Origin of the sequence: Streptomyces muensis, from assembly GCF_021474425.1 — a bacterium.
GTDB classification, from domain to species: Bacteria; Actinomycetota; Actinomycetes; order Streptomycetales; family Streptomycetaceae; genus Streptomyces; species Streptomyces muensis.
The window spans coordinates 1-25328 of record NZ_JAKEIP010000005.1; the positions used below are offsets into that span (position 1 = coordinate 1).

The 25328-nt window shown below is 71.4% G+C and carries 31 protein-coding genes; 25 read left to right on the forward strand and 6 right to left on the reverse strand.

All coding sequences use genetic code 11. The features are described from left to right. The 7 genes from L0P92_RS02120 to L0P92_RS02150 form a co-directional block, all read left to right on the forward strand. On the forward strand, positions 1-2084 hold a 2084-nt coding region (locus tag L0P92_RS02120; RefSeq protein ID WP_234760675.1), incomplete at its 5' end, for a hypothetical protein. An 18-nt stretch (positions 2085-2102) separates the two neighbouring features. Continuing rightward, positions 2103-3428 carry a glycoside hydrolase family 6 protein gene (locus L0P92_RS02125; RefSeq protein WP_234760677.1) on the forward strand — a complete coding sequence of 442 codons (1326 nt, stop codon included), beginning with the start codon at positions 2103-2105 and terminating at the stop codon, positions 3426-3428. Between the two features lie 221 nt (positions 3429-3649). Next, the gene (locus L0P92_RS02130; protein WP_234760679.1) at positions 3650-4468 is read left to right on the forward strand and encodes a hypothetical protein; all 819 of its coding nucleotides are present in this window, start codon (positions 3650-3652) and stop codon (positions 4466-4468) included. 9 nt (positions 4469-4477) lie between these two features. After that, positions 4478-5680 carry a peptidoglycan-binding domain-containing protein gene (locus L0P92_RS02135; RefSeq protein WP_234760681.1) on the forward strand — a complete coding sequence of 401 codons (1203 nt, stop codon included), beginning with the start codon at positions 4478-4480 and terminating at the stop codon, positions 5678-5680. 20 nt (positions 5681-5700) lie between these two features. Beyond that, positions 5701-5955, forward strand: a complete 255-nt coding sequence (locus L0P92_RS02140) for a holin (protein WP_176188149.1) — start codon at positions 5701-5703, stop codon at positions 5953-5955. Between the two features lie 14 nt (positions 5956-5969). Next, on the forward strand, positions 5970-6206 hold the full coding sequence (locus L0P92_RS02145) for a hypothetical protein (RefSeq protein ID WP_176188147.1): 237 nt from the start codon (positions 5970-5972) through the stop codon (positions 6204-6206). A 28-nt stretch (positions 6207-6234) separates the two neighbouring features. Further along, on the forward strand, positions 6235-6861 hold the full coding sequence (locus L0P92_RS02150) for a poly-gamma-glutamate hydrolase family protein (protein ID WP_234760683.1): 627 nt from the start codon (positions 6235-6237) through the stop codon (positions 6859-6861). Between the two features lie 73 nt (positions 6862-6934). Here L0P92_RS02150 and L0P92_RS02155 read toward each other — a convergent pair whose 3' ends face one another. From L0P92_RS02155 to L0P92_RS02165, 3 genes are all read right to left on the reverse strand, one after another. Beyond that, positions 6935-7111: a hypothetical protein gene (locus L0P92_RS02155; protein WP_234760684.1), complete on the reverse strand. Its 177-nt coding sequence runs from the start codon at positions 7109-7111 to the stop codon at positions 6935-6937. Positions 7112-7330: 219 nt separating this feature from the next. Beyond that, on the reverse strand, positions 7331-8011 hold the full coding sequence (locus tag L0P92_RS02160) for a GntR family transcriptional regulator (RefSeq protein ID WP_234760685.1): 681 nt from the start codon (positions 8009-8011) through the stop codon (positions 7331-7333). Positions 8012-8218: 207 nt separating this feature from the next. Beyond that, positions 8219-9634 (reverse strand): NsdA family TPR-like regulatory protein, encoded by a 1416-nt coding sequence (locus tag L0P92_RS02165; protein ID WP_234760686.1) that lies wholly within the window; start codon positions 9632-9634, stop codon positions 8219-8221. 452 nt (positions 9635-10086) lie between these two features. Between L0P92_RS02165 and L0P92_RS02170 the strand changes: the two genes are divergently transcribed. The 5 genes from L0P92_RS02170 to L0P92_RS02190 all read left to right on the forward strand — a co-directional run bounded on the left by L0P92_RS02170 (position 10087) and on the right by L0P92_RS02190 (position 15567). Then, positions 10087-11310 carry an aminotransferase class III-fold pyridoxal phosphate-dependent enzyme gene (locus L0P92_RS02170; protein ID WP_234760687.1) on the forward strand — a complete coding sequence of 408 codons (1224 nt, stop codon included), beginning with the start codon at positions 10087-10089 and terminating at the stop codon, positions 11308-11310. Positions 11311-11372: 62 nt separating this feature from the next. Continuing rightward, positions 11373-12623, forward strand: coding sequence for a hypothetical protein (locus L0P92_RS02175; protein ID WP_234760688.1), 1251 nt, complete (start codon positions 11373-11375; stop codon positions 12621-12623). Between the two features lie 86 nt (positions 12624-12709). After that, positions 12710-14032, forward strand: a complete 1323-nt coding sequence (locus L0P92_RS02180; protein WP_234760689.1) for a UDP-glucose dehydrogenase family protein — start codon at positions 12710-12712, stop codon at positions 14030-14032. A gap of 63 nt (positions 14033-14095) precedes the next feature. Continuing rightward, a complete protein-coding gene (locus L0P92_RS02185; RefSeq protein ID WP_234760690.1) occupies positions 14096-14557 on the forward strand; it encodes a GNAT family N-acetyltransferase in 462 nt (153 codons plus the stop codon). A 158-nt stretch (positions 14558-14715) separates the two neighbouring features. Further along, on the forward strand, positions 14716-15567 hold the full coding sequence (locus L0P92_RS02190) for an SDR family oxidoreductase (RefSeq protein ID WP_234760691.1): 852 nt from the start codon (positions 14716-14718) through the stop codon (positions 15565-15567). A gap of 492 nt (positions 15568-16059) precedes the next feature. On the opposite strand, the gene L0P92_RS02195 is transcribed toward L0P92_RS02190, so the two are convergent. Continuing rightward, on the reverse strand, positions 16060-16269 hold the full coding sequence (locus L0P92_RS02195) for a hypothetical protein (protein WP_234760692.1): 210 nt from the start codon (positions 16267-16269) through the stop codon (positions 16060-16062). Positions 16270-16643: 374 nt separating this feature from the next. Between L0P92_RS02195 and L0P92_RS02200 the strand changes: the two genes are divergently transcribed. Then, complete coding sequence (locus tag L0P92_RS02200) at positions 16644-17378, forward strand: hypothetical protein (protein ID WP_234760693.1); 735 nt, start codon at positions 16644-16646, stop codon at positions 17376-17378. Next, a complete protein-coding gene (locus L0P92_RS02205; protein ID WP_234760695.1) occupies positions 17375-18556 on the forward strand; it encodes a site-specific integrase in 1182 nt (393 codons plus the stop codon). Before L0P92_RS02200 ends, L0P92_RS02205 begins: the two co-directional genes overlap by 4 nt. Positions 18557-18574: 18 nt before the next feature. Here L0P92_RS02205 and L0P92_RS02210 read toward each other — a convergent pair whose 3' ends face one another. Next, positions 18575-19042: a hypothetical protein gene (locus L0P92_RS02210; protein WP_234760696.1), complete on the reverse strand. Its 468-nt coding sequence runs from the start codon at positions 19040-19042 to the stop codon at positions 18575-18577. 423 nt (positions 19043-19465) lie between these two features. Between L0P92_RS02210 and L0P92_RS02215 the strand changes: the two genes are divergently transcribed. Then, positions 19466-19858 carry an SPDY domain-containing protein gene (locus L0P92_RS02215; RefSeq protein WP_234760697.1) on the forward strand — a complete coding sequence of 131 codons (393 nt, stop codon included), beginning with the start codon at positions 19466-19468 and terminating at the stop codon, positions 19856-19858. Positions 19859-19935: 77 nt separating this feature from the next. Here the strand turns inward: L0P92_RS02215 and L0P92_RS02220 are convergent, their stop codons facing one another. Next, positions 19936-20535, reverse strand: a complete 600-nt coding sequence (locus tag L0P92_RS02220; protein WP_234760698.1) for a hypothetical protein — start codon at positions 20533-20535, stop codon at positions 19936-19938. Positions 20536-20604: 69 nt separating this feature from the next. Here L0P92_RS02220 and L0P92_RS02225 point away from each other — a divergent pair, with 69 nt between their 5' ends. The 10 genes from L0P92_RS02225 to L0P92_RS02270 all read left to right on the forward strand — a co-directional run bounded on the left by L0P92_RS02225 (position 20605) and on the right by L0P92_RS02270 (position 25297). Continuing rightward, positions 20605-20823: a hypothetical protein gene (locus tag L0P92_RS02225; RefSeq protein WP_234760699.1), complete on the forward strand. Its 219-nt coding sequence runs from the start codon at positions 20605-20607 to the stop codon at positions 20821-20823. A gap of 176 nt (positions 20824-20999) precedes the next feature. Then, on the forward strand, positions 21000-21248 hold the full coding sequence (locus L0P92_RS02230) for a hypothetical protein (RefSeq protein WP_234760700.1): 249 nt from the start codon (positions 21000-21002) through the stop codon (positions 21246-21248). A gap of 209 nt (positions 21249-21457) precedes the next feature. Beyond that, a complete protein-coding gene (locus L0P92_RS02235; RefSeq protein WP_234760701.1) occupies positions 21458-21598 on the forward strand; it encodes a hypothetical protein in 141 nt (46 codons plus the stop codon). Positions 21599-21666: 68 nt separating this feature from the next. Further along, a complete protein-coding gene (locus L0P92_RS02240; RefSeq protein ID WP_234760702.1) occupies positions 21667-22029 on the forward strand; it encodes a hypothetical protein in 363 nt (120 codons plus the stop codon). Beyond that, positions 22026-22268, forward strand: a complete 243-nt coding sequence (locus L0P92_RS02245) for a hypothetical protein (protein ID WP_234760703.1) — start codon at positions 22026-22028, stop codon at positions 22266-22268. The genes L0P92_RS02240 and L0P92_RS02245 overlap by 4 nt, the downstream gene beginning before the upstream one ends. After that, a complete protein-coding gene (locus L0P92_RS02250) occupies positions 22265-22612 on the forward strand; it encodes a hypothetical protein (protein ID WP_234760704.1) in 348 nt (115 codons plus the stop codon). Before L0P92_RS02245 ends, L0P92_RS02250 begins: the two co-directional genes overlap by 4 nt. Then, positions 22609-23097: a hypothetical protein gene (locus tag L0P92_RS02255; protein WP_234760705.1), complete on the forward strand. Its 489-nt coding sequence runs from the start codon at positions 22609-22611 to the stop codon at positions 23095-23097. The genes L0P92_RS02250 and L0P92_RS02255 overlap by 4 nt, the downstream gene beginning before the upstream one ends. A 65-nt stretch (positions 23098-23162) precedes the next feature. After that, a complete protein-coding gene (locus L0P92_RS02260; protein WP_234760707.1) occupies positions 23163-23690 on the forward strand; it encodes a hypothetical protein in 528 nt (175 codons plus the stop codon). A gap of 165 nt (positions 23691-23855) precedes the next feature. Then, entirely contained in the window at positions 23856-25043 is a 1188-nt protein-coding gene (locus L0P92_RS02265) for a site-specific integrase (RefSeq protein ID WP_234760708.1), read from the forward strand. After that, positions 25040-25297 carry a hypothetical protein gene (locus L0P92_RS02270; protein ID WP_234760709.1) on the forward strand — a complete coding sequence of 86 codons (258 nt, stop codon included), beginning with the start codon at positions 25040-25042 and terminating at the stop codon, positions 25295-25297. The genes L0P92_RS02265 and L0P92_RS02270 overlap by 4 nt, the downstream gene beginning before the upstream one ends. The last annotated feature ends 31 nt before the right edge of the window (positions 25298-25328 follow it).

Sequence of the window (25328 nt, forward strand, 5' to 3'; positions counted from 1 at the left end):
CGCCCGTCCCGTCCGCCCCGCAGACCGAACCCGCCCTCAACGGCGTCCGCATCACCTGGGACGGCGCGTTCGCCGACGCGGATGCCGCCCCGCTGGACCTCTCCCGCGTCCAGGTCCACCTGATGACCTCGGCGGACGCCGAGCCGGACGTGATGTGGCCGGCGGCCACGATCGAGGCCGCGTCCGGCGCGTCGGTGACCATCGCCACCAACTACTACGACCCGATCTGGGTGCGCCTGGTCGCGGTCAACACCTCCGGTACCCCCAGCCTGCCCTCCGCGGCCGTCCAGACCGCCGCGCGCCGCGCCGCCTCCACGGACGTCGGCACCGGCGTCATCCAGCAGGGCCACATCGCGGTCGGCGCCATCATCACCCCGCACCTGGCGGTCGGTTCGGTCACCCCCGACCAGATCGCCGTCGGACAGGGCACCAACCTGATGCCCGACCCCGGCTTCGAGGGCGCGGCCACCGCGGCCGCGATCGCCGCGGCCGGCGCCCCGTGGTCGCTGGCCCCCGGCAACCGCACCGGCATCGGCGTCCGCGCAGACTGCCTGGCCGACACCCCCACCTACTTCACCCTGCCGCTGGCCCGGGTGCCCATCCTCGCCGGCGTCCAGCTGTACATGGCCGTCGACATCCTCACCTCCGACGACCTCAACGCGAGCGGCGTGAAGATCCTCGCCCGGTGGGAGAACGCCGTCGGCACGGTCCTCGGCTACGGCGTGGTGGAGAAGACCACCCCCATCCCCGGCATGTGGCAGCGCATCACCGGCCAGGTCGCCGCCCCGCAGGGCACCACCCAGGCCGTGCTGTGCCTGGAGTCCTCCGCCGCCACGGCCGGCTGGGTCGTGTTCGACAACTCCGAAGTCCACACGATTTTCGGGCGGGTCACCGGCGGCGCCCGCGCGGAGATCGGCCCCCAGGGGGTGCGCCTGTTCGACGAGACCGGCGAGGAGGCGGTGTCCCTGGTCACCGGGGCCCCGCAGTACCTGACCCTGCGCAACAACGGCGAGCCGGTGGCGACGATCGACACCGACGGATCCGCGGGCTTCAACGACGTCAACGTCGCCGGGGAGCTGACCGTGGGTGGGGAGCCCGTCAGCGACCTGTTCGGGGCCGGGCCCAAGGGAATCATCGCGCGCGCCGCCCCGGGCACCACCGTCACCACAACGGGCAGCGAGATGGGCTATCTGGAGCTGCCCTTCACCGCCGAGGCAGGCCGCCTGTACCGGATCGTCTTCCGGGCCACCGCGGACCTCGACAACGCCACCGATGGCGAGATCCACCTCTACCTGCGTGACGGGGGCACCGCGAAGCCCACGCTCACCTCGACCCTGCGGGAAACCGAGATCCTCACGCCGTCGCACACCGGCCGCTTCCAGCGAGTCGACCTGGAACACGTCACGAGTGCCACCACCCTGGGTCCCGGCCTGCACCGCCTGCTGCTCTCGTTCCAGAACTCCGGCGGCACCAGTGGGCAGACCCTCGAACTCGGCCTGGGCACCACCGGCCGCACCAACGTCTTCTACGTCGAGGACATCGGTCCGGAGATCCCGCTGACCGGCGTGTACAACACCGGCGGCGGCACCGGCGCCGAACCGGTGCAGACGTACACCAAGACCTACGCGGCCTCCTGGTCCGGGTCGTACGCGAGCCGCTCGGGCTACAACGCCTACTACGGCAACTCCTGCCTGCAGGGCTACTACTCCGCCAACAACGGCGTGCAGGCCAGTTTGATCGGCTTCCCCGCGGCCCTGGCCACCGACCTGTCCGGCGCGAAGATCAACAAAGCCGAGATCTATTTGTACTTCGACCACTGGTACTACGCGGACGGCGGCAAGGCCGTCATCCGCGCCCACAAGCACGCCTCCCGGCCGGCGAAGTTCTCCTGCGACACCGAGGCGCAGACCATCGCCTGGAAACGCAACCAGGGCAAGTGGGTCGACATCACCGCAGTGTTCGACTCCACCACGTGGCGGGGCATCGCCCTGGACCCCAACACCACCGACAAGACCTTCTACGGGAGGGCCCGCGGGTACGGGCAGACGTACCCGCCGAAGCTGCGCGTCACCTACACCAAGTAGAAAAGGAGGGGCTTCCCTGTGCCCGCGTACGGAGACCTCGTCACCAACGGGTCGTTCACCAACGGCACGACCGGCTGGTGGTCGGGCAACGCCGCCATGGTCACCATCACCGCCGGAACGGCCGGCCTCGAGGCGACCGCGAGCACGGACGCCGTAAACCTGTGGGACGCCGTGTTCGGCCAGGACGGCATCACGCTGCGGGCGGGCTGCCGCTACACCCTCTCCTTCACGGCCCGGGCCTCGCAGGGCGGCACCGCCATGGCCGCCAAGGTCGGCATGGGAGTCGACCCCTGGACGCCGGTCGTGGAGAAGCAGCTCAGCCTGCCGACCGCGGACACCCACTTCGTGTTCAGCTTCACCTCCACGATGACGACCGCCGGCCAGCTCTCCTTCCAGCTCGGACAGTCCAGCGCCGTCACCGTCTACCTCACCGAGGTCCGGCTGACCTGCTCGACCGTGAAGGAGGGCTTCTACGTCGACCCCGACTCCAACGCCGCCAAGTGGCTGACGCTGAACCCGGACGACCCACGCGCCAAGAAGATCGAGCGGTCCATCGCCCGCCGCCCGGGCGCCCGCTGGTTCGGCGACTGGAACAAGGACATCCAGGCCGACCTCAACGCATACGTCGCCGCAGCCGCCGCCCACGGACAGATGCCCATCGTCGCCCTGTACAACATGTTCAACCGCGACAACGGCGGGCAGAGCTCCGGCGGTTCGCCCTCCCCGGACGCCTACCGGACGTGGATCGACGCCGCCGCGGCCGGCATCGGCGACCGCCCGGCCCTGGTGATCCTCGAGCCCGACTCCCTGGCCCAGCTCGGCAACCTCCCCTCGGACGCGGCCCGCGCCGAACGCACCGCCCTGGTCGCCTACGCCGCGCAGGCCCTCGCCGCGCGTCCCGCCACCATCGTCTACCTTGACGGCGGCAACGCCACCTGGATCCGCCCGCCGGAGATGGCCGCCCGCCTGAAGGACGCCGGCGTCGCCCTGGTCCGCGGCTTCGCGGTCAACGTCGCCAACTTCGACGCCGTCGACGTGTGCTGCACCTACGCCTCCCAGATCACCGCCGAACTCGCCCACCTCGGGGTGCCCAACAAGGGCTTCGTCGTGGACACCGCCCGCAACGGCAACGGCGCCATGAACGAGGTCGGGCAGCACGTCGACTGGTGCAACCCCGCCGGACGACGCCTGGGCGTGCCCAGTTCGATCGGCGTCGCGGGCGCCGACTACCTGCTGTGGGTGAAGTACCCCGGCGACTCGGACGGCTCCTGCGGAATCGGCCAGGGCATCACGGCGGGCACCTGGTCGCCGTACCTGGCCGAGCGCCTGATCGACGGAACCTGAACGGCGGCTCCCGCCCCGCGGGCAGCCCGGACGGCACGGGCACGCGGGCCGGGCCCGCGCGGGACCGCACCTATCATTGATCACGGCACCTGCGGGCGACCCTCCGCCCACACGCCACCGCATCGCGGTCCGCACCACACCCCGAGGGAGCCACCCGAATCCGCCGTGCGCGGGCCGGGGGCCAAGCCCATCTGGGGCGCGGGGGAGAAGCGGACCAGTCGGTGCCCACCACACACGGCGTTCTCGTACGCCACTACACCCCACACCCGGCGCTCGGCCGCCACCAAGTCCTCGACGCCCGCTCGCTGGCCCACGTCCGGCGCCACCGCGGCGAGGCCCTGCGGCCCGTCCACTGGCAGCCCGCCATCCCGGTGCTGAACCAGCAGGACCTCTACAGCCAGAGCATCCGCACCTCCACCGTCGTGACCGGCGCCCCGGACGTCGACGCGCTCGGCTCGTGCACCGCGAACGCCGCAGCCGCGGCCCTGTCCGTGCTGCTCGCCCACGACGCCCTCGCACACGCCGGGCTGCCCACCAACGACGCGGCGCAGGCCGAACGGTGGGCGATCGGCCTGTACGCCGAGGCGACCGCGCTCGACGAGTTCGTGCCCTACCAGTGGCCGCCCGCCGACAGCGGCAGCTCCGGCCTCGGTATCGCCCGCGCTCTCAAGGCCCGCAGGCTGATCGGCTCCTACACCCACGCCCTGGACGCCGACGCCCTCGCCGCCGCCCTGCAGGACGGACCGGTCCTGCTCGGCCTGCCCTGGTTCAGCGCCTGGTTCACCCCGGGCCGCGACGGCTTCGTCGACGCCGTCCCGTACTGGCGCACCTCCGGGCTCGCCGGCGGCCACGAGGTGTGCGCCATCGGCCTCGAGGACGTCGCCCAGTACCCGGACGGACGGGTCATCCCCGAACGCACCGTGCTGCGGCTGCGCAACTCCTGGAGCGGCAGCTGGGGCCACGACGGCGACTTCTTCCTGCGCCTGTCCACCTACGTCGCGCTGCGCGAGCAGATCGACGCGATCCAACTCCACGCCTGACGAGGAGCCATGACCATCTTCCACGCTGCCGTCGTCCACCCCGACCAATCCGTCACCTACTGCGGCGAGGTCGACCAGGCGCACGTCGACACCGCCCGCGCCCTCGCCGAAATCGAGACCGTTCCGCGCTTCACCCGCGAGCACCCCAGCCGCCCCGGCTCCGTGTTCGTACTGCGCGACGACGGCGACCTGGACTGGTACGCGCCGGTCGACGCCGAGCCGTTCCTCCTCCGGGACCCGGACACCGAGCCGCCCGCCGACGTGCTCGGCGACGCCCTGCCCGGCGCAGACGACCTGCCGCGCGGCGCCACCGGCACCGTGTGGATCTCCGGCGCGATCCGCCTCGGCGACGGCTCCATCGGCGGCGCCATGGACACCCCCGGCAACCCCCCGCGGGTCGTGCACCACTCCACCGAGTCCCCGGCCGGCAGCAAGTACCTCGAGTCGGTCGGCTCGTACCTGATCCGGGTCGCCTCCGAACCGCAGCTCATCTACTGCCCCGTGACCGACCGGGTCGGGCAGTTCGGCCCGCTCAACCAGAGCGGCCGGGCGCTGCGCAACGACGGCACCCGCCGCACCAATCGCGAGGGACGCGTCTGCATCCAGATCGAGGTCCTCGGCTACGCCAAGAGCCCGTGGACCAACGGCTGGGACCCGGCGAAGAAGCCGGGCTGGCAGAAGATCCTGTCCGCGGCCCGCTCCTGGGGCGTGCCGGACGTCTTCCCGGCCGGGCCCCCGGCGAAATACCCGGGGGCGGGCAAGGCGCGCTCGCGCAGCGTCTGGCAGTCCAAGGGCGGCCACTTCTCGCACGGCGACGTTCCGGGCAACGACCACCAGGACCCGGGCGCGATCAGCACGGTCAAGGTCCTGTACAAGGCGACCGCCCCGGCCGACCCGGCGCCCACCCCGGCCCAGCCGAAGGTCAGCGTGGCCCACCTGGTCGCCGCGGCGAAGAAGGACGTCCCGGCCGCCGAGGGACACACCACCTATCCGACCGAGGTCCGCATCGTCGAGGACGCCCTGGTCGCCGAGGGCCTCCTGAAGCGCGAGTTCGCCGACGGCTCCTTCGGCTCCAAGACCGTCACTGCGTACGCCGCCTGGCAGCGCAGCAAGGCCGGCGGCTCCTACACCGGCTCCGCCGCCGACGGCGTCCCCGGCCTCGCCTCGCTCAAGCGGCTGGCCGCCCGGCACGCCTTCACCGCAACCACCTGACATCCCAAGGGAGTTCACCCATGCCCCAGTCCGCCCGCAAGGCCCTCGCCGACGTCGCCGAGCGCACCGTCCTGACCTACGTCGAGGCGTTCCTCGGCCTCCTGCTCGCCGGAGCGGTCACCGACATCGTCGACCTGTCCGTGCTGCAGACCGCCTCTGTCGCGGCGCTCCCCGCCGCGCTGACCGTCGTCAAGGGCGCCATCGGCACCCGCCTCGGCCAGATCGGCACCGCCTCGTGGCTGCCGGCCAAGTCCGACCCCACCGCCCGCCTCTGACCTAGGAGTACGCCGTGCCCGACGGAGACGTCGCCCTGGAGCTGGCCGAACTCCGGCGCGCCCTCGAAGTCGGGCTCGCGCGCATCGACGGCCAGCTGGCCCTGCTCGTGCAGCGCTCGGACCAGACCGACAAGGCGGTCGAGGAACTCGAAGAGCGGGTCGCCGCGCTCGAGCGCACCCGCTGGCCGCTGCCCGCCCTCAGCGTGCTCATCGCCCTGGGCGCCCTCGTCTGGGCCGTCCTGGGCCACTGACCACCCACCCGAAGGAGCCCCGCGACTCATGCCGTACACCTCGTACACGGACCTGGCCCGCGAGCACCTCGAGGGGCTCGACTACCAGCGCAACTGGCGCAGGTCGCCCGTTTCCACGCTGCTCCATCTGGCCATCCACGGCGGCGGCATTGAGCAGGGAACGGGCGAACTCGCCGAGGCCGCGGCCGGCGGGATCCACGACCTGTACGTCTTCGACGGCATGAAGGCGTCGGGCAACGCCGAGCTGCACATCACCAGCACCGCTTTCGACGAGCCCAACGCGCTGGCGCTCGCCCGGGCGGCCACGCACACCGTGTCCTGGCACGGCTGCGCCGGGACCGCGCCGCTGACGAACCTCGGTGGCCTGGACTACCCGCTGCGCGACCGCGTGGGGCTGGCGCTGTCCCAGGCGGGGTTCGTGGTGCAGCTCGCCTCCCCGGAGCTCGACGGCGGCGCCCCGGAGAACATCTGCAACCAGAACACCCGCAACGCGGGCGTGCAATTGGAGATCAGCACCGCTCAGCGGGCGGCGTTCTTCGTCGGCGGCGACCTGTCCCGTGGGAACCGCGGCAACCGCACGGCCGCCTTCCAGGCGTACGTCGGTGCCGTCCAGACCGCCCTGGCCGAGGCGCTCGTCGCGGTCGGGCGCGGCTGACCCTCGGGGCGGGCCGGAAAGCAGAAACACACCGCCTCGGCGGTGTGTTGGGGGGCGCGTCGACCGGTAGGGCCTACCAGTCGTCGCAGACCGGGCACCAGGGCCCGTTGCAGGCGTAGCAGTGGCGCTCGTAGGGGACCTCGCAGTCCCAGCAGATTCCGTAGCCCTTGTCCTGGGTCTCGGCTATCGCCGCGACCCGGGCCGCCTTCTCGGCGTTCGCCTGCGCGGCCTTCGCGTCTATCGCAGCCATCGTGGTCCTCCTTCGGTCGGGTTCTCCCTACTCCCTAACCATATAACGATGCGTTGTAAGGTTGGAAGGGGTTCGGGATCTTTCACAACGAAAGAGTCCGCCCGCCCGTTCGACGGGAACCTGCTGGATGACGGCCCTCACCGGAGCTACGATCACGGCGTAGTCCGGCCCTCGGGCAGGTCTGCTTTCACGAACCCCGGCCCCGTGGCCGGGGTTTCGTCATGCCGGGCCGGACGCGGGCCGGTAGACCAGGGTGTACCGCTCGGCGAGGACGACCGTCTCCAGCACGCGCGCCCGGCCCGCCGCCGGGCGCTCGATCCGTGTCGCCACCGTGACCGGCTGGCCCACCACGCCCTCGAGGACGCGGGCCTCTGTGTCCAGTGCCGGCCGGGAGGTGACCTGTTCCTCCACGCCGGACGCGTCGGTCTTCCCGCTCGCCAGCGTGTACACGGTGAGTAGCTGCACCGGCATCTCGTCATGCCGGAACAGGCGCACCCGGCGCTTGACCTTCCTCGACGTCTTGACGTCCAGCCACCGCGCCACGGCGGCCGGCGCGGGAACGGTGGTCTCCGCCTCCACCTCGACGATGTCGGGGAACAGCCCCGACTCGGCCGCCTCCAGCCGGAACAGCGGCTCTTCCAGATCGTCCGGGGCGTGGTGCACCAGGCGCTGCGGCTCCGGCCGCTCGCGGACGTACGTGCCGTCGCCGGTGCGGGCGATCAGCAGGCCCTCGGCGACCAGGACCTTGCGGGCCTCCAGGATCACGGTGTCCGAGACCCCGAATGCCTCCTGCAGTTCCGTCAGCGACGGGATGCGGTCGTTCGGCTTGAGCGTGCCGTCGCCGATCTGGTCGCGCAGCTCCTGGGCGACGCGTCGGTAGGCCGTCGTGCGCCTGGCCACAATGTCCCCTCACTCGTTCAGTCCCAGGGAATCGCGCAGGCTCTGGGGGTGGGCGCAGTCCGCTGCGGAGTTGCGCCCACCCCCAGAGCCTGCGCGATCTACGCATCGTCATGGGCGGGGTGCCCGACTGACGGTGTGTCCGGCCGTCATGTCGTCTTAATCATGGCACGGCACCCGGCCCGTTCCGGGGGACATCATCCGTCCTGCTCAGGCTGTGGCCGCGCCTCCGTGGGCGTCGACCGGCGGCGGCAGCAGCCGCAGCCTTTCCTGCAGGTCGGCCACGGGGCCCGCGGTCCTCGCCGCCAGCTGGCCGTCGAGGCGCGAGAGCCGAGCGCGGGCGGTCGAGCGCAGCCGGGCAGGGGGAACGCGGTCGAGGACATCCAGGGCGCGGCTGGCCGCATCCTCGGGGCGTCCTGCGGCCTCGGCCTGGGCGAGGACCAAGGTGGCGGCTGCCCAGCCAGGCGTGGCGAGGATGCAGCCGCCGGCGGAGGCTTCGGCCCGGGCCGCGGCCTGCTCGGCGCGGCCCAGCGCAAGGTGGGCTTCGGCCTGGTGCAGCGCAAGTTCCGGTTCGTCAAAGCCGAACCGGCCGGGCGCGGATCCGGTGCCGTCGGTCTCCAGTTCGTGCATGGCGGTCGCGAGCGCGGCGTCCGCGTCCGGACTGCGCCCGAGTGCCGCCAGGGAGGGCAGCAGAGCCCAGGCGTGCAGTTGCGCGCGTACGAGCCCGGCGGGGGCCTGAGCAGCGCCACGTTGGGCGTGGGACAAGGCCAGCTCGTACCGCTTGGTGGACCGGGCCACCATGCTCAGCGCGCCCCACGCCCAGGCCACCAGGCGCGCATCACCCACTCGCTCACCGTAGGTGGCCGCGGTACCCAGATGGGTCCGCGCGCCGGTCGTGTCGTCCAGGTGGAAGGCAAGGTTGCCCAGCAGTGCGGAAAGCCGGGCCACCTGCCGCTGCAGTTCGACGGTGTGGGGGGTGCTGCCGGCGGCCTGCATAACGGGCATGAGCAGGGCCCTGGTGTCGCGGATCTCCTTGAACAAGGTCTGCGGCGGGTGCTTGGAGTAGTTGAGGTCGTAGTGCTCGACAGCGGCCTCCGCCAAGTGGGCCGCGAGCGGACTGCCCTGCGGATCGGCGAGGAGGGCGAGCTGCAGAGATTCTCGTACGGCCGGAAGGCCGGCGTCAGTGGTCATCGGCTCCCTCTCTTCCCGCGGGCCGGACACCCGCGCGACGGGCTCCGGGAGACGGTACCGAAGGCCAGCGCCTTCACCGGCCCAACGGCCCAGGCCCAGGTGTTCGAGCCGTGCTCCGTAGGCCCGGCACAGCATCACGGCGTATTCCGCTCCCGGCCGTTCCTGATCATGTTCCCAGCGGCACAGCATCGACTCCGAAAGGCCCGGGGGCTGTAACCCGTCGGCCCGGTAGAGCGCGGCGACTTGGGTGACGGTGTCCGCCCGTGACCAGCCCAGCGCCAGCCGCCACGCCTCGAGCGCAGAGACCTCGGGCAGACTCATGCGGATCGCCGCCACGGTGCGCTCGGTCGTATGCCCCGAGCGCTGGCACCGCATCCGGATCTGTACGGCCTCCCGCTGGATCGCCGCGCGGCGCGAGCGGGTCACTGTCGCCATGGCACACCCCCGTGGATGCGTGGCCCGGGCCGCTCACGGTAGCGGAGCACCCAACGCCCGGGTCAGTGGACTCGTAGCCATTGACGGCGTCCCGCAATGTTCCGCGCGCCAAGGAGCAATGACGTCGCGTCCGGCAGGGCGCCATGCTCGAGATGTACCCCCACCGTGCTTCGCAGGGCCGCACAACGGCATTCAAACCCTATACGTAAGAAAGGGTTTGAGGGTACGGTGAGGAACAGCTGACAGACAGCTCTCCGGGCGTGAGTGATCGCGCTCGTCATCACCGGAAGCGCTCGACGCACACCCGGACACCCACCGCACATGAACCGACCCGCCGCGATCCCGTGCGCCCCAATGCGCACACCCAAGAAGGGACTTCTTTCGTGGATCGGTACTTATCCAGTCGCGAACGGCTCCTGACCTCATCCCGGCCACTACCCGACCTCGACGTCGTGACGGCGAGCGGGCCCTGGCTCCACCTCGCTGACGGCCGCCGCATCTTCGACGGATCGAGCGGCCTCCTCTGCGTGAACGTGGGCCACGGCAGCCCCAAGGTCTTCTCCCGCATCGAGCAGCAGTTCCCCCGTTCCTCGTTCGGCGGCGCCGCCGTCGTACGGCCCCACACCCAACTGGAGCTGATGAACCGTCTGTGCCGCGCCGTGGGCCGTCCAGAGGATTCCATCGCACTGGCCACGTGCGGGACGCTCGGCGTGGAGGTCGCCGTCGCGCTGGCCCGCAACATCGCGCGCGTCCGCGGAGGCAAGCGGCGCGGCGACATCCTGACCTCCACCCTGAGCTATCACGGGATGAGCGCGCTCACCCTCGGGCTCGCCGGCAACCACGCCCGGCGCCCGCGCCCGGAGGACGCGCTCGGCCTCGGCCCGGCCTTCCCGGCGCCCTACCCGCCGACCCACCACCACGCAGAGGGCTCGTGCGACGCCTCGTGCGCCGACGAGGTGGCGAAGGCGATCGACAGCAGGGGAGTGGAGAACGTCGCCGCCGTCCTCCTGGAACCCGTCAACGGCACCACCGGCGGCGCCTACGTGCCGCCCGACGGATACCTCCGGCGCGTCAAGGAGATCTGCCGGGAACGGGACGTCCTCGTCATCCACGACGAAGTCCTGACCGGGCTGTGGCGCACCGGCACCGCCTTGGCCAGCAACCACTGGGACGGCGCCGATCCCGACCTGTGCATCCTGTCCAAGGGCCTCGGCGCTGGCTACACCAGTGTGGGTGCGGTGCTGGTGTCGCCCGAACTCGCACCGCTGCTCCGCCGCGAAGGCGCGGACCCGCTGCCCGCGATGGGCACCATGGCCACCCACCCCCTGCAGGCGGCAGCCTGCCTCGGCGTCCTGGACGAGCTGGAATCCATGGACTTCGACGACTTCCACGCGCGCGGAGAACGCCTCGGGGTGCGCCTGCGGACCCTGACCGGCCTGTCGGTCGTGCGGGACGTACGGGGCCTCGGCCACCTGTACGGGGTGGAGGTCACGCCTGGCCTGCTCTGGCCCCTGATGGAGGAGTGCGAGCGGCAAGGCGTCTTCTTCTACCCGTTCACCGGAGCCGGTGACCCGCGCAGCGAGGGCCTGGTCGTCGCGCCCCCGCTGAATTCCAGCAGCGAGGACATCGACTTCCTGACCGCCGCGCTCACCGCCGCGGTGGCCGCCCTCAGCTAGCCCCCTGCCGCTCCCACCTGACTGGGGGCGGACCGTTTCGGATCAGAGATCGAGGACACGACATGCAGTTGCAGTTTCCCGTCACGGTCATCGACCAGCTCGATGAGGAGCAGCTCAGCAAGTGGCACGACTTCTACGGGGTGAACGCGGACCGGCCCCGCTTCGTGGAGGAGGGCATCTGGCGCCGCACCCAGCAGAAGGAAACCGCCTCCAACTCCGGCTGGACGGGCGAGGGTGACGCGCGCCGCCGCATCGTCCACTACTGGCACCAGTACGGGCTGGTGGACACCACCGCGGCGCCGGCGCTGGCCATGCAGCAGATGTACGTGTACCACTCGGTGGCGGCGCCGCAGGCCGAGATCGACGAGGCGTGGGAGCAGAACCACGCCATGCTGACCGAGGGCGGCTGGAAGCAGACCGGGCCGGGCCGCTTCGAACTGGGGGACCTGCGCGTCCACATGATCCGCGTCGAGGAGCACCCGGAGGACCTGCGGGCGGGCCGCCGGCTTCCGCAGGACTACGAGGTCATCGACACCACATTCACCTCCGTCAACACGTACCCGCCGAGGGCGATCCGGCGCCGGCCGTGGGAGGTCCTGAGCCACGGTGTCCGGGTCAAGGACACTCCCGGACAGCCGGTCTACGCCGACAACCTGGCGCAGCTCACGGACTTCCTGCCGTTCCAGGTCGAGGTCGGCTGTGGCGTCTCCTACGAGGCCGGGATTCCGCCGCTGCACCGGCTCCACGAGATCTACCACGTCAACGAGATCGAGGACGAGCAGCTCCGCAAGGGCTTCACGTTCGTCCTGGCCCCTGGCCGGGACCCGCTGCTCGCGGAGATGTTCCTCGACACCGAGAACAAGGTCGGCGAGCTGTCGGACATGTACCGGGCCTGCTTCGAAGCCGAGGTCACCCCGGCCCTGCACGCGCTCAAGCGCATGGAGGAGGCCGGGCACATGGTCGGCCCGTTCATCACGAACAACTTCGACGCGCTCGGCGCCCGCGCCGGGTTCGAGGAGCAGTTCATGCGCCGCTACGACCAGCGGATCCCGCCGGTCACCTTCCACCCCGACGCCAAGGCCCTGGTCGTGATCGGGCTGCACGCCGACCGGCGGCAGGTGGCCAAGCGGGCCCGCGAGGCCGGACTCCAGGTGTTCATCGTCGACCCGGAGGGATTCCCCCGTCCGGACGGTTCCTGGTTCGAGTACCCGCTGGAGGCACCGCAGACCGGTGACGTGGTCGTACGGCAGACGGCCGCCGACGCCATCAGCGAGCTGGAGCAGCTGCTGAACCTCCGCGCCGACAAAGCCTGAACTGCGGGGCCGGGGAACGGCGCTAGCCTCTGAGGCTTGTTCCCCGGCCCCGCACGCGGGCCCCCACCCAGAGTGAGAGTCAAGGAATGAGAATTTCAGTAATCGGCTGTGGTCACCTTGGCATCCCGCACGCGGCGGCGATGGCCGAACTCGGCCACGAGGTCATCGGCGTGGACGTCGACCAAGCCAAGGTCGACCAGCTCAACGCCGGCCACTGTCCCATCTTCGAGATCGGCCTTCCCGAGCTGCTCGCCCAACACACCGCGAGCGGGCGCCTGCGGTTCACCACCAGCATCCGGGAGGCCGCCGACTTCGCCGAGCTGCACTTCATCGGGGTCGGCACCCCCATCGACGCGGACGGCCGCTCCTACAACACCGGGCAGGTGTTCGGCGCCATCCGTCAGCTCGCTCCCCACCTCGACCGGCCGTGCACCATCGTCGGGAAAAGCACGGTCACCGTCGGCACGACCCGCCAGGTCACCGAGCTCGCCCAGCGCCTGGCCCCCGCCGGCGAACGCGTCGACGTCGTATGGAACCCGGAGTTCCTGCGCGAGGGACTCGCCGTCGAGGACACCCTGCGTCCGGATCGCCTCATCGCCGGTGTCACCACCCCCGAGGGGGAGAAGGCAATCCGCGCCGTCTACGCCCCCATCCTGGACGCCGGCATCCCTCTGTTCGTCACCGACCCGCAGACCGCGGAACTCGCCAAGGGCGCGGCCAACACCTTCCTCGGCCTCAAGATCTCGTACATCAACGCCGTCGCCGACATGTGCCAGGCCGCCGGCGGCGACATCGCCGAGATCGTGGAGATCCTCGGCATCGACCCGCGCATCGGCAGCGGCGGCATGCGGCCGGGCATCGGGTACGGCGGTGGCTGCCTCCCCAAGGACATCCGCGCCTTCACCGCCTCGGCCCGCCAGCTCGGCGCCGACCGGGCAGCCACCCTCCTGCGCGCCGCCGAGGAGATCAACGAGAGCCGCACCGACGTCGCCCTGGCCCTCATCACCCGCGTCCTGGGCGACTATCCCCTCGAGGGCGCCCGGGTCACCGTGTGGGGCGCCGCCTTCAAGCCCGGCACCAATGACGTCCGCGAATCCCCGGCCCTCGGGCTCGCCCAGGCCCTTCAGCAGGCCGGCGCCACCGTCACCATCCACGACCCGCAGGCCGTGGCCACGGCGCTGATTCGCAACCCCGAGTTCGACTACACCGACGACCTGCCCGCTTCCCTCGACGGCGCCGATCTCGTCGTCCTGGCCACCGAGTGGCCCGAGTACGGGGAGGCCAACCCCCAGGCCCTCGTGGACCGCCCCGCCAACGCCCTGCTAGTCGACTGCCGCACCACCCTCGACCCCACGCGCTGGCGCGCGGTGGGCTGGACCGTCCACCAGCTCGGACGACCCGGCAAGTAGAACCGGGCAGGTGGGGACGTGGCGAACGCCAACAACCGCCGAACGTGAGGGAGTTCTCGCGCCGTGAACAGTGACAACGTCGTACTCCGTCGTGCGGGCAGCGCCGACGCACTCCCCGCGGCCGATGTGTGGCTGCGTTCCTACGCCGTCGCAGTGCCGTCCGTGCGCTGTGCGCACGACGATGCCGACGTACGGGACTGGTTCACCCGCGTGCTCGTGCCGCGGTATGAGACCTGGGTCGCGGTCGCCGGGGACAGCGTGGTGGGGCTCCTGGTGCTCAGCGGCGCGGAGCTGAAGCAGCTCTACCTCGATCCCGCATGGCGCGGGCGGGGACTGGGCGATCGGTTCATATCCCTGGCCAAGCAGCAGCAGCCGGACGGGCTGACGCTGTGGACGTTCCAGGTCAACATGCCGGCGCGACGGTTCTACGAGCGGCACGGCTTCGTGGAGGCCGAGCGAACGAACGGGCTGCGCAACGACGAGCGTGAGCCGGACGTCCGTTACGTCTGGCGGCCTGAGCAGTAGCACCGACTGAGCGAACGGCGAAGGCGGGCGCCCCTGGTCGGGTGTCCGCCTTCGCGGTCGAGCCATGACTCGCGGCGGGACCATCCATCTCCTGCAGGCACCGGGAAGCGTAGCGGGCCTCCACCGGTGCCCACCGGGTCCGGTCTACCGTGTCGCCCATGAAAGCTCTGATCATCGGCGGCAGCGGCTTCCTGGGAGCCGAGCTCATCCGGCAGACGCGAGCGGCCGGGCACACCACGGCCGCAACGTACGCGACCAAGGCCGGCGACGGCTCCCAAGCCGAGTGGTACCCCCTCGACCTGCGGGAAGGTGGACGTCTGGACGCCGTCATGGCGGAGGTGCGCCCGGACCTCGTCATCAACACAGCGAGCCGCAAAGCCGACTGGGCGGCGACGGCGGAGGGCCCCATCCGGGTCGCGCTGGCCGCGGCAACGTACGGCAGCCGCCTGGTGCACGTGTCCAGCGACGCGGTGTTCTCCGGCACCCGAGTCCACTACGACGAGACCTTCCTCCCCGACCCCGTCACCCCGTACGGCGCAGCGAAAGCGGCGGCGGAGACCGGGGTCCTCGCCGTGTACCCGAAGGCCGCTGTCGCCCGCACCTCGCTGATCATCGGCCACGGGCGCTCGGTCCATGAGCGCGTCGTCCACGAAATCGCCGCCGGCACCCGCGACGGCGCCTTGTTCACCGACGACATCCGCTGCCCCGTGCACGTCACCGACCTGGCTGCCGCCCTTGTCGAACTGGCGTCGTGCGAGGCGGCCGGCATCCACCATCTCGCAGGGTCCGACGCTGTGAGCCGTCACGAGCTCGGCATCCTCATCGCCCGGCGCGACGGTCTCGACGCCTCCCGGCTGCCCGAGGGCCTGCGCGCCCACAGCACCCTTCCCGGCGCCCTCGACGTACGCCTCGACAGCCGGGCGACCCAGCAGAATCTGCGCACCACCCTGCGCGGGGCTCGGCAGTTCCTGCAGCGCACCGGCGCCACGGCCCAGTTCGTAGGCGCGTGAGCGTAGGGGGCTTCTTGCCCGCCGCAGAGCGATCCTGGAGGCGTGGGCCGTATCCGCTTCTGCGATTCCTGCGGGGCCCGGCTGCCACGGAGCGCCTCCGCCCGCCGCAGGTACTGCGACGACGTTTGCCGGGCCCAGGCGTACCGGGAGCGTAAGCGCGCCGACCGCGCCTGGGGGCTCGGGCTGATGCTCGGCGAGGCGGAGTGGGTCGGCGACGAGGGCATGATCCGGCTGCTGACGTGCCCGGAGTGCGGCCACATCCTCTTCGCGGGGGCCACGCGGCGCAGCGACCTGATCTACTGTTCCGGGCGGTGCCGATCAAGGGTGTGGCGCCGTCGTGCAGCCCGTCGCGCTAGGGAGCGAGCGTGACGTCCAGCCGTCACGAAATGGGGCCGTACCCGCGAGTATGACGGCTCTACGTCACGCTTCTCGGCGGCCTAGGCTCCGGATGGGCGCGTTGGAAGGGCCGAAGCCCGGGTCGGAGATTGCCCGCTACGCCGAGCCTGCCCCTGCGGGATCCGGGCCGGCACCGGCCTCCAGGGCGCGGACGTCCTCCAGGGTCAGGAGCGGCGGGCGGGTCTGGGGCCGTTCCATGGTCGCGCGCAGGCGTCGGCGAAAGTGCGCGTCCTCCACGGCGTGGCTCTGCTTGGGCTCGATCGCGGTGGGGCGGTTGTCGACGTTTTCGACGGGTCGCTCGGTCACGGGCCCGAGCGTAGTGACCGGAGCCTGCCTGCGGGCGGTACTTCCTCGACGTGCCCGGATGCCGAGTACAGCGGGGCGCCCTGTGTCCGACTCTCGTGTATCTAAATAACAGCAAACAGCCAAACCCGCAGATGACCGGGTCGGCGTAGGTGGGGGAGCGCGTGCCGGGAGGCCGGAGGGCCGCATTGTCCGTACCGGACCGGCACGTACGACTCGGTTCGACACGAACCGAAACGATGGGCTAGCTGGAGGACCGGGCCCCGTGATCGCTAGCTACTTGCTGTTATTTAGTGACACGACAGTCGGACACACCTCATACTTCTAGGCGGAGAGGCCGCGGGCACCACGCGGAGAACAGCCCATAGGAGAAGACGTTGTCGAAGCTGACCCTCGTCGAGCTCAGCGACCTGCCCCGCAAGCCCCACGGCTGCCCCACGGAGGTCGAGCGCAGCGGGGCCCGCCTGGTGGCCACCCACAAATCCGTGGCCGGGCTGTTCACCACCCTCAACGAGCTGCGCGCCGCCCAGGAGGACATGCGCGGCGCCATCTCCGAGACCCACCGCGACCAGGCCCGCGCCGCCATCGTCTTCACCGCGGCCGGCATCGACGCCTGCCTGCGCACCCTGCTGCGGGACTCGCTGTACACCCTCCTGCAGGAGCCGGGCGACCCGCACGGCGCCTTCGTCAGTGCCCTGATGTCCAACCGGCTCAGCGGGGAACTGACCAAGGCCACCAAGCAGGCCGTCGTCGACATCGACCCGCGCTCCGCCCTGATCGACCTCTACGTCCAGGACCTGACCGGCTCCAGCATCCAGGGCGCCGCCGACCTCATCCGCTGCCGCAACGCCCTCGGCCTCAAGCAAGAGCCCGCCCTCGACGACGCGATACTCAAGGGCCACCAGCCGTTCTTCAACGCCCGCCACGAGGTCGTCCACGAACTGGACCTGATCGACCCCTCCGGGCGCGGCACCCGCGGACGCCGGCACCGCGACATCGCCGCCGTCGGCGCGCAGTGCGACGGCGCGCTGCAGCTGATGCACGCCTTCATCGCGCCCGCCGCCCGGGCCGTCAAGGCCGCCCGCCGCTCCATGGGCTGGAGCGCCACATGAAGACCGCTCCCCGCCGCGCCAGCGTCGCCGTCACCACGTTCGTGGACTCCCTGCGCGCCGAGGCCACCCGGCGCCAGCGCCGCGCGTTCCTCGACGAGTACGTGGCCTGGGTCGCCGACCAGGGCGACGGCGCCGTCAGCGAGGTGACCACCGAGGACCTCCTGGACGAGGAGAACGCGCTCGCCTGGCTCGCCGCCGCCCAGCGCGGCCTCACCCGGCGCCGGCCGGGCCTCGAGGGCCCCACCGCCCGGGCATCGGTCAACTCCATGGCCGCGCGTACCAGCTCGATCAACACCTTCTCCCGGTACTGGGGCCGCCCGCTCGAGCTGCAGCCGCCGGCGCCGGAGTTCGCCGCCCGGCTCACCCCCACCGAGGCCCACCGCACGCTGCGGCTGCTGTCCGGGCACCACCCGGCCGGGATGCTCGAGGCGACCTGGGAGCGCTCCGTCGCTCTGATCGCGCTCGCCGTGTGCACCGGACAGGGGATCAGCGCCCTGCACCCGATGCGGCTGGCCGACCTCGAGCTGGACCGCTCGCTGCCCCGTGCCCGGGTCGGCGAGGAGTGGTACCCCCTCGACGCCGTCTCCCGGGGCGCCATCGCCCGCTGGAAGGCAACGCACAAGGCACTGACCGCCGGGCACCTGAAGGTCCTCAAGGGCGGCAACGTCGAGGAGCTGTGGGTCACCACCGCGCCCGGACGCCCCCGCGGCGGGCAGCCAGCGCCTCCGGCCGGGCTGCCGGCGGCCATACGGACCCTGGAGGCCGCCCACCGCAAGCTCACCGCGACCGCGCTCGGCTCTCCGCTGCTGTTCGAGCAGTTCTGCGGCGTCGAGGACGAGCAGGAGAAGGCGCACGGCTCAACCCCGCCCGCCCCTAGGCTGACCGTCATGGATGCCCGCGTTATCTCCACCACTGTCTCCGACGACGTCGACTTCCTCGGCGGCCCCTACGGCGGAACGACCCAGACGCTCGCCGCGCGCCCCGGCGCGCCCGACGAACTGCCTGCCTTCCTGTTCTGGTGGGAGCGCGACGAGATCCCCGAGCGGGAGGCCGCCGGGCGTACGGCAGAGGAGGTCGCGGAGACCCGCTCGCACTATCAGCTCTCCGGGACCAGCCCCGAGACCGGGCGCCCTCGGTACGTATGGTGCGCGCCGCTCAGCCCGGCCTCCCACGACTGACCACGAACGCCGGGGGCGTTACGGGCTGGGCGGGGCGTGCAGCTGGGCGAGGATCGTGATGGAGGTGCGGACCATCCCCACGGCCAACGGGGGCGTCAGCGCGGCGTGGGTGAGGTCGCCGTGCGCGTACTTGTTCCGGATCGGCCGGCCACAGGTGTCGAGGAGGTCGTACTGCTCCTCGGTGATCAGGCCGTCGGCGTGGGCCTTCTTGAGGTGGTCGGCGAGGGTTCCCCTGCCGTAGCGGTCGGAGAGCGCGGTCTCGATCGCGATGATGGAGGTCGCGGCGCCGATCATCATGAACTCGTAGCGGTAGTAGCTCATGCGGATCAGCTCGCGCGCCGTGGTCAGCACGCTCTCGGCGGCCTGGGGCAGGCCGGGCGGGATGACGAGGTCGCGGACCAGGTCGTGCATGTCGGCGAACTGGCCGGCCCAGTGGCGAAAGCGTGCGTCGGGTACGGGCCACGGCAGTTCAGCGGGGTTACTCATGCCTCGGATTCTGGCAGCCACTTCACCGTGCGGCAGCCGCTTTTCTCCCTCGCGCTGGCTCCGCCTCTCTTCTCAGAAATGCGCCTGCTAAAGCCGAGGAGCAGACGCTGAGTACGGGGCCTGCGGGGCGGCCACGGGTGGAAAATTCCAGCGGCCCACGGGTGGAAACGGTTGCCGACGAACCTGGGACAGGATGAACCTGGGGAAGCTGTCGGGGGTGACGGCCGTAGGCCATCCACCTGTGGTGACGGGCGCAGCGCGAGCGGCGAAGCCGCGTCGGAAAAGGCACTCGCTATCCCCGCCGGATGCCGAATTCACTTCTTTTCAGAGGCCGTTGATGTCGTTCCCGGCGTCGAGCTACGTTCCTGGCCACCCGAAAACGCGGCGGGCAATTCCGCCGCCTCGAAGGAACGGATTTACGGCATGACGACGACGAACGTCCCGGCGCTCCTGGCGGACGAGGGCGACCCGGCGGTCGCCTTCAAGGTCCTGACTGCGGCCGGCTGGACCCCGCACACCGACCCGTCCTCCAACACCCAGGTGGTGGCGCCCGGCGGGCAGGCCCGGCTGGTGTTCCAGCCCGAGGCGGCGGAGTACGCCAGCACCGACGTCCTGTGGAAGGTCCAGGCGGTCGGCTTCCTGCCCGGCGAGCCGGGGCACGCGGTGGTAGCCAAGCCGCGCTTCTGGACGGCGACCTTCACCGGCGAGGTACCCGTCGAGCTGATCGGCGCCTTCCTCGAGCGCCTGGTAGCCCCCACCGGGATCGACCGCGGGCCGATCACAGCCCCGGGCGAGGGCGCGTCCGCGGCGGCCTGACGCCCGGCACAACGGCCCGGGTCCGGCCCCGCAGCTATCGGGGCCGGACCCGGGCCGCCATCGTAGGGGCCGGACCGCTACGAGGCGTCGACGGCGGGAAGCTGGGCCAGGGCGGCGGCGAGTTGGGACACGGACACCGAGCCGGTCTCGGGTAGGCCGGCGTCGAGCCAGGCCCGGCGCGCGGCGTCCTTGTCGCCCTCGGCGGCGGCCAGCACGTTGTCCTTCGCGCTGTGCTCGTGGATCGGGTCGGTGTCCGGGCCGTGGTCGGTGAGGTGCACGACCGTACGGACCTGCAGCTTGGCGTTGGACGCCATCTGCTCGTTGAGGCGGTACACCCGCAGCCGGTGCCCCACCAGAGCCCGGGCCCGCTCGATCATCGCCCGGCCGGCGTCGCTGTCGCCGCGGTCGGTGCGCAGGCTCTCGAGTTCACCGGAGGTGTTGCGTACGACGAGGACGCCGCGGGTGCTGGTGGCCTCGAGGCGCACGGTGAGCAGGGTGGCCGTGAACTGCTTTGCTTCGTCGAGGCGTTGGAGGTCTTGGCCGACGGTGTCGGCGAGGGTGTAGAGGTGGACGGCCCGGGCGCGGACCTGCTCGGTCCAGGCGGCCTCCTCGCCGGGCGGGCAGGGGCCGACCGCTCGGGCGGCGGCGAGGGTGAGTTCGAGGTCGCGGGGGTTCACTCGACCATCATCGCGGTCGCCGGCAGCGGCTGCGTACGATGCCGGGAGTGTGTGCGAGAAGGGATCTCCGTGACCAGTGACCCGCGTCCGTCGATCGTGTGTCCGGAGTGCGGCAGCGAGTCGTGGCACCCCAAGGACGTGGAGGAGGGGTACTGCGGGCGGTGCAGCTGGTGGACGGGTGATCCGCTGCTGTACGCCGCGTGGAAGGCGGAGCGGGAGCCCGCCGGGCTGCTCGAAGATCATTACGGGGAGGTCGGGCAAAAATCAGCCTCCACAACGGCACCGTAGGCGGCCGAACTCAGAGTCGCCGGTATGACGCGGCGTCGGAGAGTCTTCCAGGCCGCCAGAGAGGCGTACGCGGCTTTTCGATCTTCGTGAGCGCCGGAGCGGCACCCGATCGGGTGACTTCAACGGGCCCGTCCGGCAAGGTCCACAGCGAGCCGTCGCGCGGGTAGGTTCATCCCATGACGCCTTCCGCGCTGCTGATGCTCTGGCTCGCCAACTGGCTGGTGATGTCGGCCGTCACCGTGTTCTTCGTGAAGAACCGCCCGGCCGGGTCGGCGAGTTCGAGCCCGGACCTGTGGGGGCTCGAGGACAACGTGCCCGGCCTGGTGGCCCTGCTGCTGGTGGCGTGGCCGGTGGCGCTGTTCCGGATCGCGCCGGCCGTGTTCCCGCTGCCGCCGCGGCGCAGCGACGCGAGTTCCCGGCGGTGACCTTCGTGCCCGGTGGGTTCGACCCTGGGCGGGGCCTGGCGTTGCCAGGCTACTGAAGCCCGGTGGCCCCGGCAGCCCGCGACGCGCGACCCGATCGGGTGAATCCCGGTGTCGCGGCGCTGCGCGACAGGTGTGGCGCGCACATCGCTACAACTCGCTACAGCCGCACGTCTTCCAGCGCGACAGCACCGCGCCCTACGTTCGGCGGCATGGAGATCACACCTTTTGCCTCGGCCGTCATGCCCTTCACCGTCGCGCTGGTCCTGGTGGTGGCGGTGTCGCATCCGGACCCGGCGGTGCGCGAGCGGGCCTTACACGTGTTGGAGGTCCTGTTCGGCACGCAGCGGTAATCAGCCTCGTATAAATTCCCTTATACGAGGCTGCTTGTCTGAGCGGCCCTGAGAGAGGAAGCCGGCCCGTGCCCCTGAACGTCACCGTCGAGCACATCGCTCGCATCCGCACCTTTCTCGACGCCCGCATCAAGCCGCTCCTCGACACCTCCACGGGCAGCCGGCACGGCTACGCCGACGATGACGTCTCCCGCGGACTGCGCGCCCTGACCACGGTGGTCATGAACCAAGCCGCCGTCGCCACCCTGATCCCGGGGTACAGCGAGGAGAGGCCCACGACGCAGCGGTACATCGAGCAGGCGACGGACACGGCCTGGCGGTCGCTGTGCGACATCGCCCGCGAGTGGAGGGACCACGCCGACTACCTACCGGAATTCACCCTCGAGCCCCACGAGTTGGGCGAGGCCCGCGTGAAGGAGCCCCAGCCGTGAGCCCGAGCCCACGCGTCGACGGGCCCGGTGCCGAGCGCGCGGGCAGTGTCGGCGTGGTCTCGTGCGCCGAAGACCTCGACCGGCTCATCCTGCACGGCGAGCAGCTGCGCGACGAACTCGGCGCGCGCGAGCAGGACCCGGCCGGGCACCGGCTGGCGTACGACGAGGGCCTGCACGCCGCCGCCCACCGCCTACTGACCACCATCGACCTCCTCACCCGCAATCGAGAGACCCCATGAGCACTCCTGCCAAGCTCCCCACCAAGGACTACGAGGCGCTCCACCAGTTCCTCGCCGACCGGATCGCCGAGCTGGGACCGCGCGCCATGAACGACCCGTTCGTCGCCGGCGTCAACGCCCAGCTCGTCATCCACGGCGACCTGTTGAAGTACCGCGACCACGGAGCCATCGACGTACGCGACGCCGGGTTCATCGACGCGCTGGGCCTGGCCCTGCGCCACGTCGCCAACCGCTGGGACAACCACCCCGACTTCCAGGCCCATTGGGCACCGCCCCTCGTCGAGGTCGAGCAGCTGCTCGAGTACGGGGACCGCTACCGCGCCACGGCGTACCGGGAATCGTGAGCACCGCGAGCGCCGAGCGGCGCGCCGCCGAACACGCCGGCCTGTGGAAGGCCGACCGCGGGAAGCCCCCGCACTACAGCCGGGCCCTGTTCGGCGCCGGTTGGACGTGTTTCGCCTGCCCGCTGGACGACTGCGACTGGCACCACGACGAGCCCGTCTCGCAGCCGAGCGACCCGGCCGAGCTGGAGACCAGGGTGCGCGAGCACCTCGAGAGCCACGACCTGGTCGACTTCCTGCGCTCGCTGCAGACCGCGCGCGAGACGACCGAGGCCGTACGGGAGTCCAGCGACCGCGCTTGGGACGTCGTCAGCCTCCACCGGCTGCGCGCCGTCCACCGGGGCGAGCACCCGACCACGGACCCGGTCGCGCAGATGCTGTCCGCCGCACTGGTGGGGACCGCCGAGCACGAGGACGTGCGCCGCGAACTCACCGCACTGAGCGAGGGCGTGGCCGGCGCCCAGAACATCGCCTCGGGCTCCCGATGACGACCGCCGTACGCGGTACTCACCGGTGCGGCGCTGCCTGCCGCTGCCCCGTCCACCGCACCCCGTTGCACTACTGGCCCGCGGGCAACCTGCACGCCTGCCAGGACCCCAACTGCCGCCACGCCCACGGCATTTCCGCCGCAGCGCTGGCGGCGGCCGACCAAGGACTGCCCATGCCCCACGACCCCGACGTCTTCAGCCGCTTCCTCGCCGCGCGCCGCGCCGACCCGGACCGCATCCCGCCCCGGGCGGTCCCCCTCGCCGAGACGCTGCGCGGTGCCCTGCTCGACAACCGGCCGGCAACCACCGTCCCGGACGCCGAGCTGCAGCGGCTTCTCGACGGGCTCCCCGACGATCCCACCCCGGCCGCGTACGACGAGGACCAGGCCCTGGGCCGCCTCGCGATGACGTCCGAGGCCCTGCGCATGGCCCTCGACAGCCGGGAGACCGGGTCGGCGCATGGCGCCGCCGGCCACGATGGCGAACTGCACCACCTCGCCCGGCGGGTGCTCGAGTCCGTCGCGGTCGTCCTCACCCAGCGCGAACCGTCCATCGCCCGCCCGGCCGACACGGCGCCGCCGGAGGGGAGTTGAGCACCGGCGCAACACACTGACAGCGCGGTGTGCCGCCCAACACACCGCTTACCAGTACAAACAGTGATCGACTAGTAAGGAAGCGCCTGCTCCCGGCGCGCCCGCTCCCGAAAGGCTGCCCGCCCATGCCCGTCGCTCCTGCCCTGGCCACGGCTCGGTGACGCCATGACCACGGCTCACGACACCGAAGACGCCGACCTCGAGGTCGTTGAGGTCGTCGACGCGGAGCTCGTCGACGACGACCGGCTGCCCGCCGTCGTCGCGCCGGCGACACCCGCCAAGCCGCTGGTGGACCAGCACACGATCCTCTACCCGGGCCAGGCCCTGCCGACCGAGGACTCCGGTCCGCGCTACACCCGGCGCGACTACGAGGTGTCCGAGGAGACGGCGCGCCGTCTGGAGGAGGAGTCCGCCCCCGACAACACCGACCGGAACTACCGGAACCAGCGACGGCTGTTCGCCGAGTGGTGCGCGTCGATGGGCCGGGTCGCCCGGCCGTGCACCACGGCGACGTACGTGGAGTACTGCGCGCACCTGATCGCGCGGGAGATGGCCCCGAACACGATCAGCACCTACCTGTCGGCGGTGCGGACGTGGATGCCCGACGACAAGAAGCCGGGCACCAGCCAGGCCCGCGGCCTGCTGCGCGAGTACCGCAAGAACTGGAGCAAGCGCAACCGGGTCAAGAAGGCGCCGCCCATCACGGCCGCCATGGCCCGCAAGATGGTCGACACCTGCGACCTGCGCCACCCGATCGGGCTGCGGGACCGATTCGTCATCCTCGTGGGCCGCAAGGCCCTCAACCGGCGCAGCGAGCTGGCCCACCTGACCTTCGACGACCTGACCGTGGAAGATGGCGGCGTGGCCGAGTGGGTCGCCTTCTCCAAGACCGACCAGGACGCCGAGGGTGAGGACACCTGGGTACCCGCCGACGCCGAGGATCCCCGCTACGACCCGGTGGAGGCCACCCGGGACTGGCTCAACTGCCTGCACCGGCTCGGCGTGGACTCCGGCCCGGTGCTGCGCGCGCTCACCGTCGCCGGCACGCTGCAGAACCGGGACACGGCGACCGTGCGGGGCGACTTCGTCACCGGCGACGCCGTCAACGACTGGATCCGCGGCCGCGCGTACAAGGCGCGCTTGAAGGACTGGCACAAGATCACCGCGCACGGGCTGCGGCGCGGCGGTGCGCAGGAGATCGCGGACGCAGGCGGGGACCCGACCAAGCAGGGCCGCTGGAAGGAGGGGTCCGCGACGGTGAAGAAGGAGTACCTGGACCGCGCCCAGACGAGGGCGGAGAACCCGTGGCACAAGGTGGCGGAGAAGCGGCGCACCGAGGCGGCCCAGCAGTGAACGGTCCGGCCCCCGGACAGTCGGTCGCGGCCGAGGAGTTCCATGTCACGGTGACCTTCCGGAAGGACGGCCCGGCCGTGACAGGCACGTGGGCGGACAGCGCCGTGGCGCTGGAGAAGTTCCTCGGCTTCGTGGGCTCGCACGGCAGCGTGCCCGGGGTGACGATCACCTTGTGGGCGGAGGCCGGCGGGGTGCGGGAGCCGCTGCGGACCTGGACGAAGGACGGCGGCCTGGTCATCCACCGGGAAGCGTGAACCGGTCGCGCACTACAGCCGCCGGACACGG

Excerpts from the sequence above, each read along its gene's own strand:
- L0P92_RS02135 (WP_234760681.1), top strand. The coding sequence starts at position 4,478 with ATGACCATCTTCCACGCTGCCGTCGTCCACCCCGACCAATCCGTCACC.
- L0P92_RS02140 (WP_176188149.1), top strand. The coding sequence starts at position 5,701 with ATGCCCCAGTCCGCCCGCAAGGCCCTCGCCGACGTCGCCGAGCGCACC.
- L0P92_RS02150 (WP_234760683.1), top strand. The coding sequence starts at position 6,235 with ATGCCGTACACCTCGTACACGGACCTGGCCCGCGAGCACCTCGAGGGG.
- L0P92_RS02155 (WP_234760684.1), bottom strand. The coding sequence starts at position 7,111 with ATGGCTGCGATAGACGCGAAGGCCGCGCAGGCGAACGCCGAGAAGGCG.
- L0P92_RS02165 (WP_234760686.1), bottom strand. The coding sequence starts at position 9,634 with ATGGCGACAGTGACCCGCTCGCGCCGCGCGGCGATCCAGCGGGAGGCC.
- L0P92_RS02175 (WP_234760688.1), top strand. The coding sequence starts at position 11,373 with ATGCAGTTGCAGTTTCCCGTCACGGTCATCGACCAGCTCGATGAGGAG.
- L0P92_RS02180 (WP_234760689.1), top strand. The coding sequence starts at position 12,710 with ATGAGAATTTCAGTAATCGGCTGTGGTCACCTTGGCATCCCGCACGCG.
- L0P92_RS02190 (WP_234760691.1), top strand. The coding sequence starts at position 14,716 with ATGAAAGCTCTGATCATCGGCGGCAGCGGCTTCCTGGGAGCCGAGCTC.
- L0P92_RS02205 (WP_234760695.1), top strand. The coding sequence starts at position 17,375 with ATGAAGACCGCTCCCCGCCGCGCCAGCGTCGCCGTCACCACGTTCGTG.
- L0P92_RS02210 (WP_234760696.1), bottom strand. The coding sequence starts at position 19,042 with ATGAGTAACCCCGCTGAACTGCCGTGGCCCGTACCCGACGCACGCTTT.
- L0P92_RS02215 (WP_234760697.1), top strand. The coding sequence starts at position 19,466 with ATGACGACGACGAACGTCCCGGCGCTCCTGGCGGACGAGGGCGACCCG.
- L0P92_RS02230 (WP_234760700.1), top strand. The coding sequence starts at position 21,000 with ATGACGCCTTCCGCGCTGCTGATGCTCTGGCTCGCCAACTGGCTGGTG.
- L0P92_RS02235 (WP_234760701.1), top strand. The coding sequence starts at position 21,458 with ATGGAGATCACACCTTTTGCCTCGGCCGTCATGCCCTTCACCGTCGCG.
- L0P92_RS02250 (WP_234760704.1), top strand. The coding sequence starts at position 22,265 with ATGAGCACTCCTGCCAAGCTCCCCACCAAGGACTACGAGGCGCTCCAC.
- L0P92_RS02265 (WP_234760708.1), top strand. The coding sequence starts at position 23,856 with ATGACCACGGCTCACGACACCGAAGACGCCGACCTCGAGGTCGTTGAG.